This is a genomic window from Lentzea sp. NPDC037011 (assembly GCF_055607425.1).
The window spans coordinates 186,411-201,209 of the sequence record NZ_JBVJRT010000007.1 but is presented as its reverse complement, the minus strand read 5'-3'; the positions used below and the strand labels follow the sequence as shown (position 1 = coordinate 201,209).

Below are 14,799 nucleotides of genomic sequence, written 5' to 3'. Positions count from 1 at the left end.
GAGCCCGGCCGGGGTGGTCTCACCCGTGACAGCACCCCGGGTGGGCTCGCGTTCAGCCCACCCGCGCTGGAGCGGACGCCGCTAGAGGGCGCTCTCCACGGACTCCTGCACCGCCGCGTCCACGCTCTCGTGCAGGCTCAGCACCCCGGCGACGTCGGCCAGCGTGAACAACCGCAGCACGGGCGCCTGAACAGCGGCGATCCGCAGCTGACCGCCGGACTCGGCGAGCCGCCGGTGCCATTCGAGCACGAGCGCGAGCCCGGTCGAGTCCATGAACTGCAGCAGCTCCAGGTCGAGCACCGCGTGCTTCCCGGTCACGTCCGCGTCCATCCGCGCGGACAGCACGGGGACGGTGTCGATGTCCAGCTCACCGGCGACGGCGAGCACCCGCCACCCCCGCTGGACCTCGCTGCCGACGTTGAGCTCCATCGTCGCCGTTCCTTCCGCCACGCCCGACTCGTGCGACCCAAATCGTGCAGCACGACGTCCACCCGTGCGACCACCGGGGGGCTGAAAGATCCGGACGACCCACCGGATGTGCGACGATGCGCCCTGTGTTGAACGACCCACTGGCAGAGGTGCGGGTGACCCTGACCGCCGAGGGCGGGTCGTGTGCGCGCGCACGTCAGGTCGTACGGGAGGCCGCGACCTCCTGGGGACTGTCGGAGGACCTGTCCGACGACGCGCAGCTGATCGTCACGGAACTGGTGTCGAACGGCATCGACCACGGCAAGGGACCGATCACGCTGACGGTGACGCGGCGTGCGGCGGGGATGCTGGTCGAGGTGCACGACCTGTCGGAGCGGCTGCCGCAGATGCGTCCGGTGGACCCGACCAGTGCGCGCGGGCGCGGCATGCAGCTCGTGCAGGCGTTGAGCGTGCGCTGGGGGACGACACCCGATGGTGGCGGCAAAGTCGTCTGGGCGGAGTTGGAAGACTGAAAACGGGTACCTGTGCCCCTATGACCGCTGACCCAGAACGCACACCTGGACTCGAACCCGGCGGAGGGGTGCAACCGGGTGACACACCCCCGGAGGCCGGGCAGACCTCGGGGCTGTCCCACCAGGAGGCGACGCCGCCGCGCAACCTCGGGCGGATCGCCGTGATCGTCATCATCGCCTTCGCGGTGCTGGTGGCCGCGATGCTGCTGGTCAGGGCCTTCCTGCTCACCTGAGCGGCGCGGTGGGGGGACCCCGTCCGGGTTGTGGGTGTCGTGGGAGGGCGCGTACGGTCGGTGCGGACGGGAGTCCCCTATGAACCAACTTCAACAGCGAACGACCTATGTCCAGTCCATCCCGGTCGTCTCTCTCATCGGCGAGATAGACATGATGTCGTCAGCGCCGGTGACCAGCAGGATCGCCGCTCTGCTCGACCGCAGGCCGCCCGCGCTGGTCATCGATCTGCGCGAGGTCCGCTTCTTCGGCTCCGAAGGCATCCGCACGCTCGTGGAGACCCAGAACACGGCCGACGAGTTCGGCATCCGGTTCGGAGTCGTGAGCAACAGCAGGGCTGTGCTGCAGCCCCTCGAAGTGACCGCGGTCGACCAGTTGCTGCTCATCTTCGGCAGCGTCGACAACGCCGTGACCGCTCTGGTCAACACCCGCTGAGGGCGGGTCAGGCGGCCGGTGTGACGCGGCGCGACCGTTCGACCAGGTCCAGCAGCAGACCCTCCTTGGTGGACCACGGCGAGATGTCCACGACGTCATGTCCGGTGGCGCGCATCAACGCCTCGGCCACCACCGCCCCCGCGAGCGACTGCCGCGCGCGGTGCCGGGAGATCCCCGGCAGCGCGGCACGTTCCCGCACGGAGAGCTTGGCCAGCCGGGGGATCCACTTCTCCAGGTCCTTGGCCCGCAGCTGCCGCGTCGCGGAGGACGCCGACCGCCGGTCGCCCGCGAGCCGGGCGAGCTGCTGGAACACCTTGGAACACCCGATCGCGCGAGCGCCGTCGTAGCGCGGGAACACCGCCTCGATGCGCTCGCGCACCTCTTCCCGCATGTCCTCCACCGCGAGGCCGGAGCGGGTCAAAGTCCTTGCCCCCAAAGGCAAGGAGATCGCGAACTCGGGTTCGGCGCCGTCACCGGCGGCGAGCTCGACCGTGCCGCCGCCGACGTCGAGCACGACGAGCGGGCCGGCGCCCCAGCCGAACCAGTGCCGCGAGGCCGCGTACGACAGCCGGGCTTCTTCCTTGCCCGACAACACCTTCAGCTCCACGCCGGTGCGGCGCGACACCTTGCGCATCACCTCGCCGGCGTTCGCGGAGTCGCGCACGCACGAGGTGGCGAACGGCAGGAACGGCGTGTCCCCCGCGGCCTTGCGGGCGGCCTGCACGGCCTCGCACAGCGAGTCGATCCCGGCCGGGCTGATGGCGCCCTCCGCGCTCAGCTCGCGGTCGAGCCGCAGCCGGACCTTGTGGGACACCAGCGGACGCGTCAGGTCACGTTCCACGACCACCAGGTGTGCGCTGAAGCACCCGACGTCCAGAACCCCGACCGCCATCCGCCCACCTTCCCTCACCCGTAAAGGACCTCTTTACCGCATCCGGCTCGAATACCCGAACTTTTAGCGCCCAACCGCGCAAAAGTCACCCGATGACGTGCGTTACAGTGCTGCGATGTCATTGGCAGAGGTGCCTTCCCGGCTCGACGACGCGGTGCGCAGCGCGAACAGGGGCGTCATCGTCCTCGCCGTGGACGGGCTCTCATCGGACGTGGCCGAACAGACGTGGCTCGAAGCCGAGATCACCACGCTCACCTCCACGCTGCCGTCGACGTCGGCGACGGCCTGGCTGACGGCGCTGACCGGTGCCCCCGCCGACGTCCACCGCGTTCCGGGAACGGTGTACCGCAACGGTTCCGGCCTGGTGCACGCCATCACCGGCGCACCGTCGATCCCGTCGCTGCCGACCGTGCTGGAACGCCACGGCGCCGCGGTCCTGGCGCGGGAGATCGACCTGCTGACCGGCACCTGGGCGCGGGCGCTGCTGCGGGGGTGCACCCGGATACCCGCGCCCGCACAGCACAAGCTCACCGCGCAGGCGGAGGACCCGCCGCTGCTCGTCGCGAACGTCGTGGCGGACCTGGACAAGGTCTCGGCCGACCACGGCTTCCTGTGGACCTACGTCAACATCGACGACCACGTGCACCGCAACGGGTACGACGAGTCGGTGCACGAGGCGATGCTGCGTCTGGACGCACACGCTTCCCGTTGGGCCGCAGCGGGTTGGACCGTCGTCGCGCATTCGGACCACGGCCAGGTCCCGGTCGCGGCCGACCCCGATCTCGTCGAGGCGTGGGACGCGATCGTCCGCGAGGAGTGCGCGATCCCGTCCGGCGGGGCGGGCCGGATGCGCTGGCTGTACCCGAGGCCGGACCGGCTGGAGGCCGTTTTCGACCGCGTGGCAACGACCCTGGGGGACGCGGCGACCGTGCACCACGCGTCCGACCTCGGCCTGCCGCAGCCGGAGGCGGGCCCGGTGGTGGCCGTGGCGGCGTCGCCGGCGTTCCCGGTGCCCGACCCGTCCGCGCGCTTCGAGCACGGCGGTGTGAGCCGCGACGAGGTCGAGGTGCCCTACGCCGTCTGGCGCACCTGATCGCGGATGCGCAGCACCACGAGCCCGACGACGACGAACACCGCCGCCTGCACGACGTAGATCGCGAAGTACCCGACCGCGCTGATGACCACGGTGGCGACGCCGATCGCCACCGTGTACGGCAGGTCCACCATCGCCTCGGACGCCGCGATGGCCCGTCCCTGCACCTCGTTCGGGGTCCTGCGCTGCACCAGGGTCATCGCGGCGACGAGGATCATCGGCAGTCCCAGCCCGATCAGCACCGCGCCCGCGCACACGCCGGTCAGGGTCGTGGTGGCCGCGAGCCCCAGCCCCAGGCCGTTCAGCAGGAACCCGGTCGCCGCGGTCACGAACTCCCCGCGCCGCCGCATCAACCGGCCGACCGCCACCGCGCCGAGCACCGCCCCCGCGCCCTGCACGGACCCGAGCACCCCGAGGAACTCCGGTGGCCGGCCGAGGCCCGCGGTCACGAGGTCGAACACCGCGACGTTGAGCATCCCGGCGCCGGTGAACGCCACCGCGCCCGCGATCACCATCTGCCGCAACGCCGGGGTGCCCCAGATGTGCCGCACCCCGGCGAGCAGGGCGGGCACGATCGGTTCCCGCTCCGGTGTCCTGGTCAGGTCGGGAACACCGCGCAACAGCAGCAGCGACACGATCGACGCCAGGTACGTCACGGCGTCCAGGGCGGCCACCGCCGACCCGCCGAACGCCGCGAACACCGCCGCACCGGCCAGCGGTCCCACGATCCGCAGCCCCTGGTTCAGCGCGCCGAACACCGAGTTGACGTCGCCGAGCTCGTCCTCGGTGACCATCGAGTGCACGAGCCCGCCGCGGGCCGCCCGGTAGACCTGGGCCGACACCCCGTACCCGAGGGTGACCACGTAGATGAGCCACACCGACGGCCAGAACACCAGCAGACCCACCAGCACGCAGGCGCCGAGGTCCGCCCAGATCAGCACCGTCCTGCGCGGGAACCGGTCCACCAGCAGCCCGATGAACGGCGCGCACAGCGTCGGCACGGCGATCAGGAAGAAGATCACCCCGGCCGCGCCGCTGGACCCGGTCAGCTCCAGCACCCAGATGCCCAGCGCGATCACGAGGGCGGTGTTGCCGAACATGTTCAGCACCTGCCCGACGAACAGCACCCGCAGCCGCCGGTCCCTCAGCACCTTGCGCCACATCACGACTCCCCCGCCCATCCCGCGGCACACAGCACGTCGAGGAACCGCTGCGCGAACGCGACCGGAACCGTCAGCTCCGAGGCCAGCGCCGCCCACCACCCCACCGAGTACCGCGACCGCCGCCCGTCGATCCCCCGCGCCAGCGCCGACATCCGCGCGTAGGCACCGCCGCGGTCCTCGGCGATGCGCGCGTCCAGCCAGGCACGGTCCTGCTGAGAACAGTCCTCCGCCAGCGCGCGGAGGTTGAACGGCCCGTCCCAGAACGCCACCACGCCACCGCTGCGCGGCTCGCCGGAGGTCGGCGGCTGCCGCAGCGACGCCACGGTCGCCTGGGCCACGGCCCTGCGGTGCGCGAGCCGGCGTGCGGCCGCCGTCGTCGCCCACGGGTCGTAGACGGGTTCGTCCCACTCCAGCTGCCGCCGCGGTGCCGCACCGGCCAGCCCGCCCGCCACGTAGGCCGCCGCCCACGCGGAGGTCGCGTCCGCGACGTCGGCCTTGAGCGAGCCATCATCAACCCGAATGGCACCGATCACCGCGGCCGCGAGCGCGGTGGTCCGGCGCAGCTCGTCGGCCGACACCTTGTCGAACGTGTCGGACGCGGTGTGGTTGAACCGGTCCGGCCAGTGGTTGAGGCCGACGTTCGGGCACGGCACCAGCGCGTGGTCCGAGGCACCGACGTGCGGCACCGACCGCCACGACCACACGTCGCACGGCACGGCCCCGCTGTAGGACCGCGTTCCCGGCATCAGCGCGGCCACCCGTTCGGCCAGCGCCGTGACGTACGAGGGTTTCTCGTCCGGTGACCGTTCGATCACCAGCGGCCCGCCGCACAGCGCCTGGTCCTCCCCGGCCATGTCGACGTTGACCGCGACCGCCGGCACCGGCGCGTCCTGCAGGTAGGCGGCCGTGCCCACGAACTCCGGTCCCCACACGAACCGCACCGGCGCACCGGCCGTCTCGCGCAGCAGCGACGCGACCGCCATCAACGCCGCCACACCGGAGGCGTTGTCGTTGGCGCTGGGCCGCGGGTGGCACAGGTGGGCGGTGAGCAGCAGCTCCGGTCCCGTTCCCGGGAGGAGCCCGGACACCACCGGCATCTGCACCGGCTCGCCCAGCTCGACCGAGACCCGCGCGTGCCCTGCCTGCCGCAGCACGGCGAGCTGCTCCTCGTCGACGCAGAACGCGACCAGCGGGCTGTGCGGGGGCAGCTCGACCCGCCCGGCGCGCGTGACGAAGCCGAAGACCCCGCGGCGGGCCAGCTCGTGCGGTGAGAGCTCCGGTGCCAGCACCAGCGCCCCCGGCCGGGTCTCCGCGCTCACCGGCACCGTGCGGCCCGCGCAGGCGGCCGAGAACGCCCCGAGCGCGTACGGCTGGTCCGGGTACGACACGAGCGCGGTGCCGCCGACCTCCAGGGTCGCCGACACCGGGGTCCACGCCGGCGGCCCGCGGAAGGTCCACCACCGGCTCTCCGGCCGGTGCTGGCGCACCTCGACGTCGCGCAGCGGCACCCGGTCCGCCACGTACTCCGCCGCCGCCTGCAGCCCGGCCGACACCTGGTACCGGTCGAACTCGCACAGCGCCTTCACGTCGGCCATCGCCGCCTCGGCGTCGAAGCCGCGGTGCAGCGCGTCCACCAGCTCCTGCAACCTCACCCGAACACCGCCTCGCGCCGCTGCTGCGACAACGGCACCGACAGCCTGATGCCGTCCGGCAGCACCTTGCCCTGCAGACCGCGTTCCTTGAGCCAGACCTCGGCCGACAACGGCACGCGCACCCACGGCACCCGCGGGTCGCCGGGTGCCACGTCGGGCAGGAGGTCCACGAACGACGGCTTCACCGCCCTGATCCGGTCCCGCAGCGGCCGCAGCACGTCCCCCTGTTCCAGCAGGGCGAGCGCCAGGTCCAGCGACAGCGCCGACACGGCCAGCGGTGCGGCGACCTCCCGCACCCTGGACGCGATGTCCCTGGACGCCAGCGCGAACCCGACCCGCAGCCCGCCGCAGCAGTAGCCCTTCGACATGCTCCTGATGACGACGAGCCCGCGGCGGTGCGGCAGCAACCGCACCGCGCTGTCGTGCGGTTCCAGGTACGCGGCACACGTCTCGTCGACGATGAGGACGTCGGCCTCGATCTCACCGATCTCGTCGAGCCCCATGACCTCACCGGAGACGCCGGGCCGGTCCACCACGACCACGGCGGAGCCCTCCGGCGCCCCGATCGCAGCAGCGGCGAGCGCGAACTCGGGGTGCCCGGCGCAGGTGAAGCCGTCGACCGCCAGCGCGGCCAGCGACCGCAGCAACCCCGTCGCACCCGCACCGCAGGTGACCTGCTCCGGTTCCAGGAACATCCCGAAGTACCGCTGCAGCACCGGTGCCGCCTTCGCACCGTACGGGTCGGCCACGTCGTAGCGGCGCGCCCGTTCCGCCACACCGCCCAGCGCCGCCCACGCCCGGTCGATGGCGGGTTGGACGAACTCCACCTCGTCCGGTGCCCACCGCAGGTCGACCCCCTCCGCCGCCCCGCGGTGCCCCTCCAGCGCCGACACCCGAGCGGTGGCGACGAACTGGACGTACCGCGTGTCCGCGGTGACCGGGGCACCCCTGGTGAAGTCCGCGTCCACGTGCTCGACGACGAACCCGGCCCGGTCGAGCAGCGAGGCGACCTCCGGCGGGTGGTACAGCCGCACGTCGTCGTGCAGCACGCACGACGACCCGTCGGGCCGTTCGACGCGCACCTCTCCCCCGCTGCGCCCGGTGAGCGGGTCGAAGCGGCGGTGGAACGTGAACGTGTGGCCGTCGACCTCCGCCACCGCGTGGTCCCGGTAGCCGCGCAGGATCGCCGTGGCGTTGGAGTGGTCGAGCACCAGCACCCCGCCGGGCCTCAGCACCGACCGCACCCGCCGCAGCAACCGCACCTGGTCCGCGTCACCGCCCCACCCGAACGCCTGCACGCACACGACGGCGTCGAACCCTGGATCGATCCCGCGTGGCGGGCCCCCAGGGGGTGCACTTGGTCCGTCGGAACCCGGCCCAGCGGAGTTCGGCCCAGCGGAACCCAGGCCCGCGAAGTCCGGCCAGGCCCCCGTCAGGTCGGCCGCCACGAAGACCCCCGGCCCGCGCCGGGCCTGGTCGACCGCCCACTCCGACACGTCGACCCCGACCACGTCGAACCCGGCGCGCGCCAGCCCGTGGGCGTGCCGACCCACCCCGCAGCCGAGGTCGAGGACCCGCCCACCGGCCGGCAGCACCGACGTGAGGTAGGCGACCTCGGCGGCGGTGCGGGCCGGCGAGTACTCGGCGGCGGCGAAGACCCAGTAGTCCCGCGTGAAGAACGGGTGCTCACGCAAAGTTGAGTTCCCGGCGCGCGAAGAAGTCGCAGACGTCGCACACGTCGGAGGCGTTCTGCATGCCCTCCTGCAGCAGGTAGACGCCGCCGCAGTAGCGGCACTTGGCCTCCACCATCGGGAACATGTACCGCTGCATGTTCTCGAACGCCGAGAACAGGTAGTAGTCCACGCCCGGCCACAGGTCGAACAGGTGGTCCGTCACCGCGTACGACATCGACCGCTCGTCCGGTCCCGTGGTGAAGCGGCCCGGTGTGCCCTGCCGGTTCAGCTCGGGCGCGACCAGCTCCAGGTACAGCGTCAGCTCCTTCTTCGTGATGCGGTACAACGGGAACACGTACCGCAGGCCGCCGATCTCGCGCGCCGGGATGCCGCCCATCCGGAAACCGGTCGTGTACCAGGTGACCATGGAGGCCACGAGGTCGTCGGCGTTGAAGCCGAACGCCACCGTCGAGGCGCCGCGGGCACGGGCGTCCTCCTCCAGCATCCGCCGCAGCACCTGGTGGCCGATCACCATCGTCAGGTGCGCGCCGTCGCCGGCGACGACCTCGTTCATGGCCTCCACGAACGGTTTGCGCAGCCGGAACACCCGCTCGACGTCCTCGGCGGTCACGATCACCTGGTCGATGCCGAGCCGTGCGCCGGACTCGCGGGCCGCGGCGAACGTCGCCGGTTCCTCCCAGTCCGGCAGGCCGGTGATCGTCACCGCGGTCATGTCGACCGCGGGCAGCCGGTCGCGGGTCCGCTCCAGCAGCGTCAGGTACGCCACGCTGTCCCGTCCGCCGGACAGGCCGATGACGACGCGTTCACCGGCGTTCAGCACGTAGCTCTGGACGAACGCCTCCTCGACGTACTGCACGAACGAGTCGGCGTCCAGCTGCTCGCACCGGTGTTCCAGCGAACCGTTGGTGTCGAACATGACCTTCTTGGTGTAGACCGGGTTCGGCGTGCCGTAGACGACGGTCTTGGGGCGGCGCGCCACGTCCAGGTCGTAGAAGCGGACCTGCCGCACCTGCACCACGTCGTCCGCGCCGATCACGACGGTGTCCTCGGCGACGATCTCGCCGTTGACCGACGTGAGCACCGCGTTGACCGGAATCCCGTGCCGGCGCAACACGTCCGGCAGCGGCTGGCCGGGGGAGGCAGCGAGCTCCTCGGTCGTGCCCAGCTTCGTCAGGAAGTACACCGATGCCATCTCGATCTCCTCGTTCGCCCTGGCACAGGTCGTAGAGTATGGGCGTGCCGAAACCACCTGCGTCAACGTCGATGCGCGTCGAGTTTTCCCGCTCCATAAGGGAATTCGATGCTGCCGATTGGGATGCGGTGGTGCACGCGGCCGGAGCGCCGGTGTTCTACGAGCACGCGTACCTCGACGCCTACGAGCAGGCACCGCTGACGGCCATCGACGCCTTCGCCTACCTGGTGGTGCGGCGCGGCGAGCAGGCGGTCGCGGTGAACCCGATGTACCTCCAGACGGCGGCGGACCCGCTGGGCTGCCTGTACACCGCCTACCCGGAGGCCCGCGACCAGCCCGCGCTGCTCAGCCACACCTGGCACTGCTACGACGCGCACGTGCCGTCCACGATCGGCATCGACGTGGTGCCGACGGTCATCAACGCCATGCTGCGCACCGCGTCGCTGTTCCGCGCGCAGTGGTGCGGGTTCGTGAACGTGCGGCGCGGCAGCGAGTTCGGCCAGGAGCTGCGGGCGAACGGCCTGCCCGCGCGGCACCTGGTCGACCGGTGGGCGGCCGACCTGACCGGTGTCACCGACTACGAGCACTACCTGTCCCGGCTGGGTGAACGGGCACGGGCGAACCTGCGGCGCAACGAGCGCAGGGCGCGCGAGGCCGGTGTCACGACGGAGGTGCTGCCGGTGGCGTCGGCGTCGCTCGACGAGATCACGCCGTTGTGCGGCCGGACAGCGGCCCGGTTCGAGAACGGCGGTTTCTACCCCGAGGGCACGTTCGCGAAGTTCGTGCTGGCGCTGGGCGAGCGCGCGCACGTGATCGAGGTGCGCCAGCGCGGCCGGCTCGTCGCGGCCGGTGTCTGCCTCACCGACGCGACGCGGTTCCACACCTGGACGTGCGGTGTCGACTACTCGGTAGACGGCAACCACAGCCCGTACGGGGTGCTGTTCGCCGAGTCGGTGCGGCTCGCGCTCGCCCTGGGCAAACCGGTGCTGGAAGGCGGGCGCAGCAACGCCGTCTTCAAGCAGCGGCACGGGTTGGGCCCGCGCCACCTCGACGGCGTGCTGCTGCGCGCATGAGCATCCTCACCACTCCCACGTGGCTCGCCGTGATGGGCGGCCGGCTGCCCCCGCCGGTTCCGCTGCGCGCCGACGGGGTCGAGGCGCACGCGTTCGTCCAGCACGAGCCGCTGCCCACCGAGTTCTTCGACCTCGGGTACGCGCTGGCCGGACCGGCGCCCGCGCTGCCGATCACCCGCGAGCCCATCGACTCGCCGCCGTGGGTGCCGGTGCTGACCGTGATGGTGCCCGGTTACGAGTGCCTGCCCGTCGGTCCGCGCGCCACCGACCCGGAGGCGTTGCACGGCTTGGTCGACGCGGCGCTCGCGCACGACGTCCCGACGACGGCGTTCCTCTACACCCGGCCCGGTCCGCTGGAACCGGTGCTGCGCGAGCGCGGTTTCACGTGCGTGCCGCTGTCGATGACGTGGGACCTGCACCTGCCGGGCACGGGCGTCGCCGACTACCTCGCCGCGTTCCCCCGCAAGCGCCGCAAGGAGATCCGCCGCGAGATGCGGTCCGCCGCGGACGTCCGCCGCGAGGAGCCCGACCTCGACGAGCTCGCCGCGCTGAAGTGCCAGCTCGCGCGGAAGTACCGCGGCAGCGCGGACTTCGCCGCCGAACGCCGCAAGCTCGCCGACCTCGCGGCGATGGACACGACCACGCTCGTGGCCCGGCCGGACAGCGGCAACGCCGTCGGCTACGCGATGTTCGCCCGCCACGAGGGCGACTGGACCTGCACCTCGGTCGGGTTCGACTACACCGACGACCGCTCGCGGCTGGCCTACTTCGGCACCGCTTTCTACGCGGCCGCGGAGCACGCGTACGCGGAGGGCGTGCGGACCATCGGCTACGGCCAGGGTGCGTGGGCGGCCAAGCGCGGCAGGGGGTGCACGGGAACGCCGCTCAACGGCTGGGTCCGCACCCGCGACCCGGAGCTAGCGCAGGTGCTCCGCCGCAGTGCCGCCACGACGCGGCGCGAAGTGCTGTGAGGTGGCGAGCACCAGCCGTTCCCACGGGTCGATCCGCACGCCGACGGTCGCCGCCAGCGCCGCCGCGTGCTCCACGTCGAGCTCCGGTGTCAGGAAGTCGTGCTCCAGCACCGCTTCCACCGGGTGGCCCGGCGGCTCGTGCCACAGCGCGGCCTCGATCCGCGAGTGCAGCCCGACGAGCACCTCGTCGAACCCGCGCGTCTCCGCGACCCCGCCGCGGGCCAGCGTCTTGAGCACCGGCCGCGGGTCGCCCGTGCCGGCGAAACCGCCGGGCAGGAACGCCGCGCTCTCGCGTGCGGAGTCCGCGGGCGTGTCCGAGCTGTGCATGAGCGCGAGCACCACGTTGATCGTCCCGAGGTCGCCGCGGATCGTGCCGGGGGCGGCCTGGGCGGGGTCGCTGGAGCCCTTGAGGGCCCGCAGCTCCTCGTGCGACCCGCTGACCTCCAGCGCCAGGAACGGGCCGTGGGCGAACAGCCGGTCGACGAGCCGGTAGAGGTAGCCCTTCCAGTGCTTGTCGATGTTCTCGGCGTGGAAGGCGTCCAAACCGGACGGTCGCCGGCCGATCAGGTGCCAGCGCAGCGGGGTGAAACCGGCCCCTTCGAGCCGGTCCAGGATCGGGACGCCGAGCTGCCGCGCCACCGCGTCGGGTCCCAGCAGCACGAACACCACAGCGTCCCGACCTCCTAGCGCCGCTTCTTGATCTTCGGCTTGACCGCCTGCTTGTGACCGTGCTTCTTCGCCATCTGGAGTCCTCCTACTTCTTCGTCGGGAGCTTGGGCTTGCGGGAGTTCACGGCCATGACCAACACACCTCCTCAGACGAACTCCTCGGCGGACGACGGCAGTTCGTCGCCGGGAGTCAGCAGGAACCGGGCAACCGGGGTGTCGACCCACGTCAGGTCCCCCCGCTCGCCGACGCGCACGCGGTCGGACCGCCCGTCCACCGGCAGCCCGAAGCACAGCAGCCCCGAGTCGAGCGCCCAGCGGGCACCGACCCGTTCGAACGCCCTGCGCCCGGCCGCGGGCAGCCCGCGGTCCACCATCCGGTGCTGCGCCCTGCGGGCCAGCCCGGCGGTGGACAGCACGCTGCGCATGGCCCGTCCCGCGCGACGCCGACGTGCTCTCACCACGGCGTCACGCGGGACTTGCGGCGACGGTCCCAGTTCTGCGCGCGCGAGCAGCGACGCCAGCTCCGCGTACTCGGGCCACAGGTCGAGCCGGTCCAGCATCCGCTCCACGTCACGGGGTTGCGCCGCCTCGACGAGCAACGCCCCGTCGAGGAGGTCGCGTGCCCGGAACGGCTGCTCGAACCGTTCGAACAGCAGCATCATCAGGTTCTTCACCGGCGCCAGGTCCGGTGTGAGCGTGAGCACCGGCGGCACCGCACCGAGGTCGCCGAGGCTCACGTAGCTCGTCAGCTCCACACCGTAGGGGAGCTGGTAGCGGTCGGGGTGCGGCATCCGGAAGCTCAGCAGCACCTGCAGCGAGTTGTCCACCCTCGTGAACGTGCCGGAGTCGAGCGTCCAGCCGCGTTCGACCAAAGCGGCTGCGACCTCCCACAGCAGTTCGGGTTTTCCAACGTGGTAATCGAGGTCGTTCATGTACCTGACCCAGCCGGCCGGGTAGAGCCGCCCGACCTCCAGGCCCTTGAGCGGAATGATCTCCGGGGAGTCCAGCGAGGCCGCCAGCACCCGGTAGAACGCGACCCGGTCGCGTTGCGCGGCCAGCTCGAAGGCCAGCCCGTCGTTCAGCTCACCCCACGCGGAGCACAGGGTGGCGAGGAACGACGGCTGCTTCTTGCGGGCGAGCCACACCGCCTCCGCCGGGTCGGCGGGTTCTTCGCCGCAGCACACCGCCAAGGCGCGAATCAGCGCATCAGCGTCGAGCTCCACGGCGAAGTCCCCTCAGCCGCTCAGTAGTTGGGCAGGCAGTCGGTGCAGGTGGTGCGGAACTTGGCCACCTGGACGGCCTGCCGGCGGGCGATCATCGCCTGCACCAGCGACGGCGTGAGCACGACCGGCGCGACCGGCTTGCGAACCCGTACCTGTGCCATCTCAAGACCTCCAACTCGATTCGACGCAATCGAGCGTAAGAATCAATTTTTCACACCGTCAATCCCAAGGTTTTCCGTACTGCCCATGCACAACCCGAATACCTCTTGCCGGACCTTGATCGTCTCTGGCAGGGTGGCGCCGGGCGCACGGAATCCGAAAGGGACTGGACGGTCTCGTGAACCTGTCTCGACGCACCCTCCTCGCGTCCGCCGCGACCACCCCGCTGGTCGCCTCCGCAGGCACCGGAACGGCCTCCGCCGACCCGGCCCGCCTGCGCGCGGCACTGGACTACGGCCTGGCGAAGCTCCGCGCGGTCGCACCGGGCACCACCTCGTTCCCGGAGATCACCCGCTTCGAGAAGTGGACCCACGTCGCCGACGGCGGCTGGGTCGGCGGCTTCTGGCCGGGCACCCTCTGGCTCGCGCACCTCGACTCCGGCGACCCGCTGTTCCGCACCCTCGCCGAGGCCGCGAACGACCGCCTGGCCCCGCGCCGCCTGGACCCCCGCGACCACGACCTGGGCTTCCTCTTCTCCCCCTCCTGGGTCACGGCGTACCGCCTGACGGGCAACCGGGTCTGGCGCGACGGCGCCGTCGACGCGGCGAACACCCTGACCCGGCGCTACAACGCCACCGGCCGGTTCATCCGCGCCTGGGGCCGCCTCGGCACCCCCGGCAACGCGGGCCGCGTCATCATCGACACGATGATGAACCTCGACCTCCTCGCGTTCGCCACCGAGCAGACCGGCGACCGCGGGTTCATCGACATCGCCACCGCCCACGCCCGCACCACCCAGACCCACTTCGTGCGCGCCGACGGCTCCACCCCGCACGTCTTCGACTTCGACCCGGACACCGGCGCACCCCTGGGCCCCGGCACCGTCCAGGGCTACAGCCCGGCCTCGTGCTGGTCGCGCGGCCAGTCCTGGGGCGTCTACGGCTTCACGACCATGTACCGCCGCACGGGCCTGCGCGAGTTCCGCGACACCGCCCGCAGGATGGCCGACTACGCCCTGTCCGTCCTCACCCCCGACAACGTCCCGGTGTGGGACTACCGCTCCCCCTTGGGCGCCAACGACGTCAAGGACTCCTCCGCGGGCGCGATCCTGGCCTGCGGCCTGCTGGACCTCGCGAAGGCCACCGGCCAGGAGCGCTACCGCCGGCGCGCGCTGCTGATCCTCGACGGTCTCGTCCGCACCTGCCTGACGTCGCAGTCGAGCCGGGCGGAGGCGGTCCTGGCGCGCGGCACCCGCAACCGGCCCGCGGAGGACGGCGTCGAGGTCTCGCTGCCGTACGGCGACTACTACCTGTTCGAGGCGATCCTGCGGGTGCTCCGGCCGGCGCAGATCGCGAAGGCCATCGGCCTGTAGCCCGTGGCCCCGTTGCGGAGCCGCCACTCGGGCGGTTCCG

The 14,799-nt window shown here is 71.9% G+C and carries 16 protein-coding genes; 7 read left to right on the top strand and 9 right to left on the bottom strand.

Annotation, left to right across the window (positions count from 1 at the left end; translation table 11 throughout):
- Window positions 1–81: 81 nt before the first annotated feature.
- Window positions 82–450, bottom strand: coding sequence for an STAS domain-containing protein (locus ACZ7CH_RS23200; protein WP_470374813.1), 369 nt, complete (start codon window positions 448–450; stop codon window positions 82–84).
- Window positions 451–545: 95 nt separating this feature from the next.
- Between ACZ7CH_RS23200 and ACZ7CH_RS23195 the strand changes: the two genes are divergently transcribed.
- The 3 genes from ACZ7CH_RS23195 (at window position 546) to ACZ7CH_RS23185 (ending at window position 1,607) form a co-directional block, all read left to right on the top strand.
- Window positions 546–941, top strand: coding sequence for an ATP-binding protein (locus ACZ7CH_RS23195; RefSeq protein ID WP_360396411.1), 396 nt, complete (start codon window positions 546–548; stop codon window positions 939–941).
- Between the two features lie 68 nt (window positions 942–1,009).
- The gene (locus tag ACZ7CH_RS23190) at window positions 1,010–1,174 is read left to right on the top strand and encodes a DUF6480 family protein (protein ID WP_470374812.1); all 165 of its coding nucleotides are present in this window, start codon (window positions 1,010–1,012) and stop codon (window positions 1,172–1,174) included.
- A 79-nt stretch (window positions 1,175–1,253) separates the two neighbouring features.
- The gene (locus ACZ7CH_RS23185) at window positions 1,254–1,607 is read left to right on the top strand and encodes an STAS domain-containing protein (protein ID WP_470374811.1); all 354 of its coding nucleotides are present in this window, start codon (window positions 1,254–1,256) and stop codon (window positions 1,605–1,607) included.
- A gap of 7 nt (window positions 1,608–1,614) precedes the next feature.
- Here the strand turns inward: ACZ7CH_RS23185 and ACZ7CH_RS23180 are convergent, their stop codons facing one another.
- Window positions 1,615–2,499, bottom strand: coding sequence for a Ppx/GppA phosphatase family protein (locus tag ACZ7CH_RS23180; protein ID WP_360396406.1), 885 nt, complete (start codon window positions 2,497–2,499; stop codon window positions 1,615–1,617).
- 115 nt (window positions 2,500–2,614) lie between these two features.
- On the opposite strand from ACZ7CH_RS23180, the gene ACZ7CH_RS23175 reads away from it, so the two are divergent.
- Window positions 2,615–3,592: a hypothetical protein gene (locus ACZ7CH_RS23175; protein ID WP_458431353.1), complete on the top strand. Its 978-nt coding sequence runs from the start codon at window positions 2,615–2,617 to the stop codon at window positions 3,590–3,592.
- Here the strand turns inward: ACZ7CH_RS23175 and ACZ7CH_RS23170 are convergent.
- Genes ACZ7CH_RS23170 through ACZ7CH_RS23155 form a run of 4 tightly spaced genes read right to left on the bottom strand, consistent with a single transcriptional unit; the run spans window position 3,571 to window position 9,293 of the window.
- Window positions 3,571–4,755 (bottom strand): MFS transporter, encoded by a 1,185-nt coding sequence (locus ACZ7CH_RS23170; protein WP_470371203.1) that lies wholly within the window; start codon window positions 4,753–4,755, stop codon window positions 3,571–3,573. The genes ACZ7CH_RS23175 and ACZ7CH_RS23170 overlap by 22 nt on opposite strands.
- Window positions 4,755–6,407 carry a DUF4910 domain-containing protein gene (locus ACZ7CH_RS23165; protein WP_458431351.1) on the bottom strand — a complete coding sequence of 551 codons (1,653 nt, stop codon included), beginning with the start codon at window positions 6,405–6,407 and terminating at the stop codon, window positions 4,755–4,757. Before ACZ7CH_RS23165 ends, ACZ7CH_RS23170 begins: the two co-directional genes overlap by 1 nt.
- The gene (locus ACZ7CH_RS23160; RefSeq protein WP_470374810.1) at window positions 6,404–8,101 is read right to left on the bottom strand and encodes an aminotransferase class I/II-fold pyridoxal phosphate-dependent enzyme; all 1,698 of its coding nucleotides are present in this window, start codon (window positions 8,099–8,101) and stop codon (window positions 6,404–6,406) included. Before ACZ7CH_RS23160 ends, ACZ7CH_RS23165 begins: the two co-directional genes overlap by 4 nt.
- Entirely contained in the window at window positions 8,094–9,293 is a 1,200-nt protein-coding gene (locus tag ACZ7CH_RS23155; RefSeq protein ID WP_360396398.1) for a tRNA lysidine(34) synthetase, read from the bottom strand. The genes ACZ7CH_RS23160 and ACZ7CH_RS23155 overlap by 8 nt, the downstream gene beginning before the upstream one ends.
- A gap of 131 nt (window positions 9,294–9,424) precedes the next feature.
- On the opposite strand from ACZ7CH_RS23155, the gene ACZ7CH_RS23150 reads away from it, so the two are divergent.
- A complete protein-coding gene (locus ACZ7CH_RS23150) occupies window positions 9,425–10,366 on the top strand; it encodes a GNAT family N-acetyltransferase (protein WP_458431348.1) in 942 nt (313 codons plus the stop codon).
- A complete protein-coding gene (locus ACZ7CH_RS23145; protein WP_470374809.1) occupies window positions 10,363–11,337 on the top strand; it encodes a hypothetical protein in 975 nt (324 codons plus the stop codon). The genes ACZ7CH_RS23150 and ACZ7CH_RS23145 overlap by 4 nt, the downstream gene beginning before the upstream one ends.
- Here ACZ7CH_RS23145 and ACZ7CH_RS23140 read toward each other — a convergent pair.
- The 3 genes from ACZ7CH_RS23140 to ACZ7CH_RS23130 form a co-directional block, all read right to left on the bottom strand.
- Window positions 11,284–12,006 carry a nucleoside-diphosphate kinase gene (locus ACZ7CH_RS23140; protein ID WP_360396393.1) on the bottom strand — a complete coding sequence of 241 codons (723 nt, stop codon included), beginning with the start codon at window positions 12,004–12,006 and terminating at the stop codon, window positions 11,284–11,286. The genes ACZ7CH_RS23145 and ACZ7CH_RS23140 overlap by 54 nt on opposite strands.
- A 145-nt stretch (window positions 12,007–12,151) precedes the next feature.
- Window positions 12,152–13,228, bottom strand: coding sequence for a nucleotidyltransferase family protein (locus ACZ7CH_RS23135; protein ID WP_470374808.1), 1,077 nt, complete (start codon window positions 13,226–13,228; stop codon window positions 12,152–12,154).
- A gap of 20 nt (window positions 13,229–13,248) precedes the next feature.
- Window positions 13,249–13,389, bottom strand: coding sequence for a hypothetical protein (locus ACZ7CH_RS23130; protein WP_154697563.1), 141 nt, complete (start codon window positions 13,387–13,389; stop codon window positions 13,249–13,251).
- Window positions 13,390–13,565: 176 nt separating this feature from the next.
- Here ACZ7CH_RS23130 and ACZ7CH_RS23125 point away from each other — a divergent pair, with 176 nt between their 5' ends.
- Window positions 13,566–14,759, top strand: a complete 1,194-nt coding sequence (locus ACZ7CH_RS23125; protein ID WP_470374807.1) for an AGE family epimerase/isomerase — start codon at window positions 13,566–13,568, stop codon at window positions 14,757–14,759.
- Window positions 14,760–14,799: the final 40 nt, after the last annotated feature.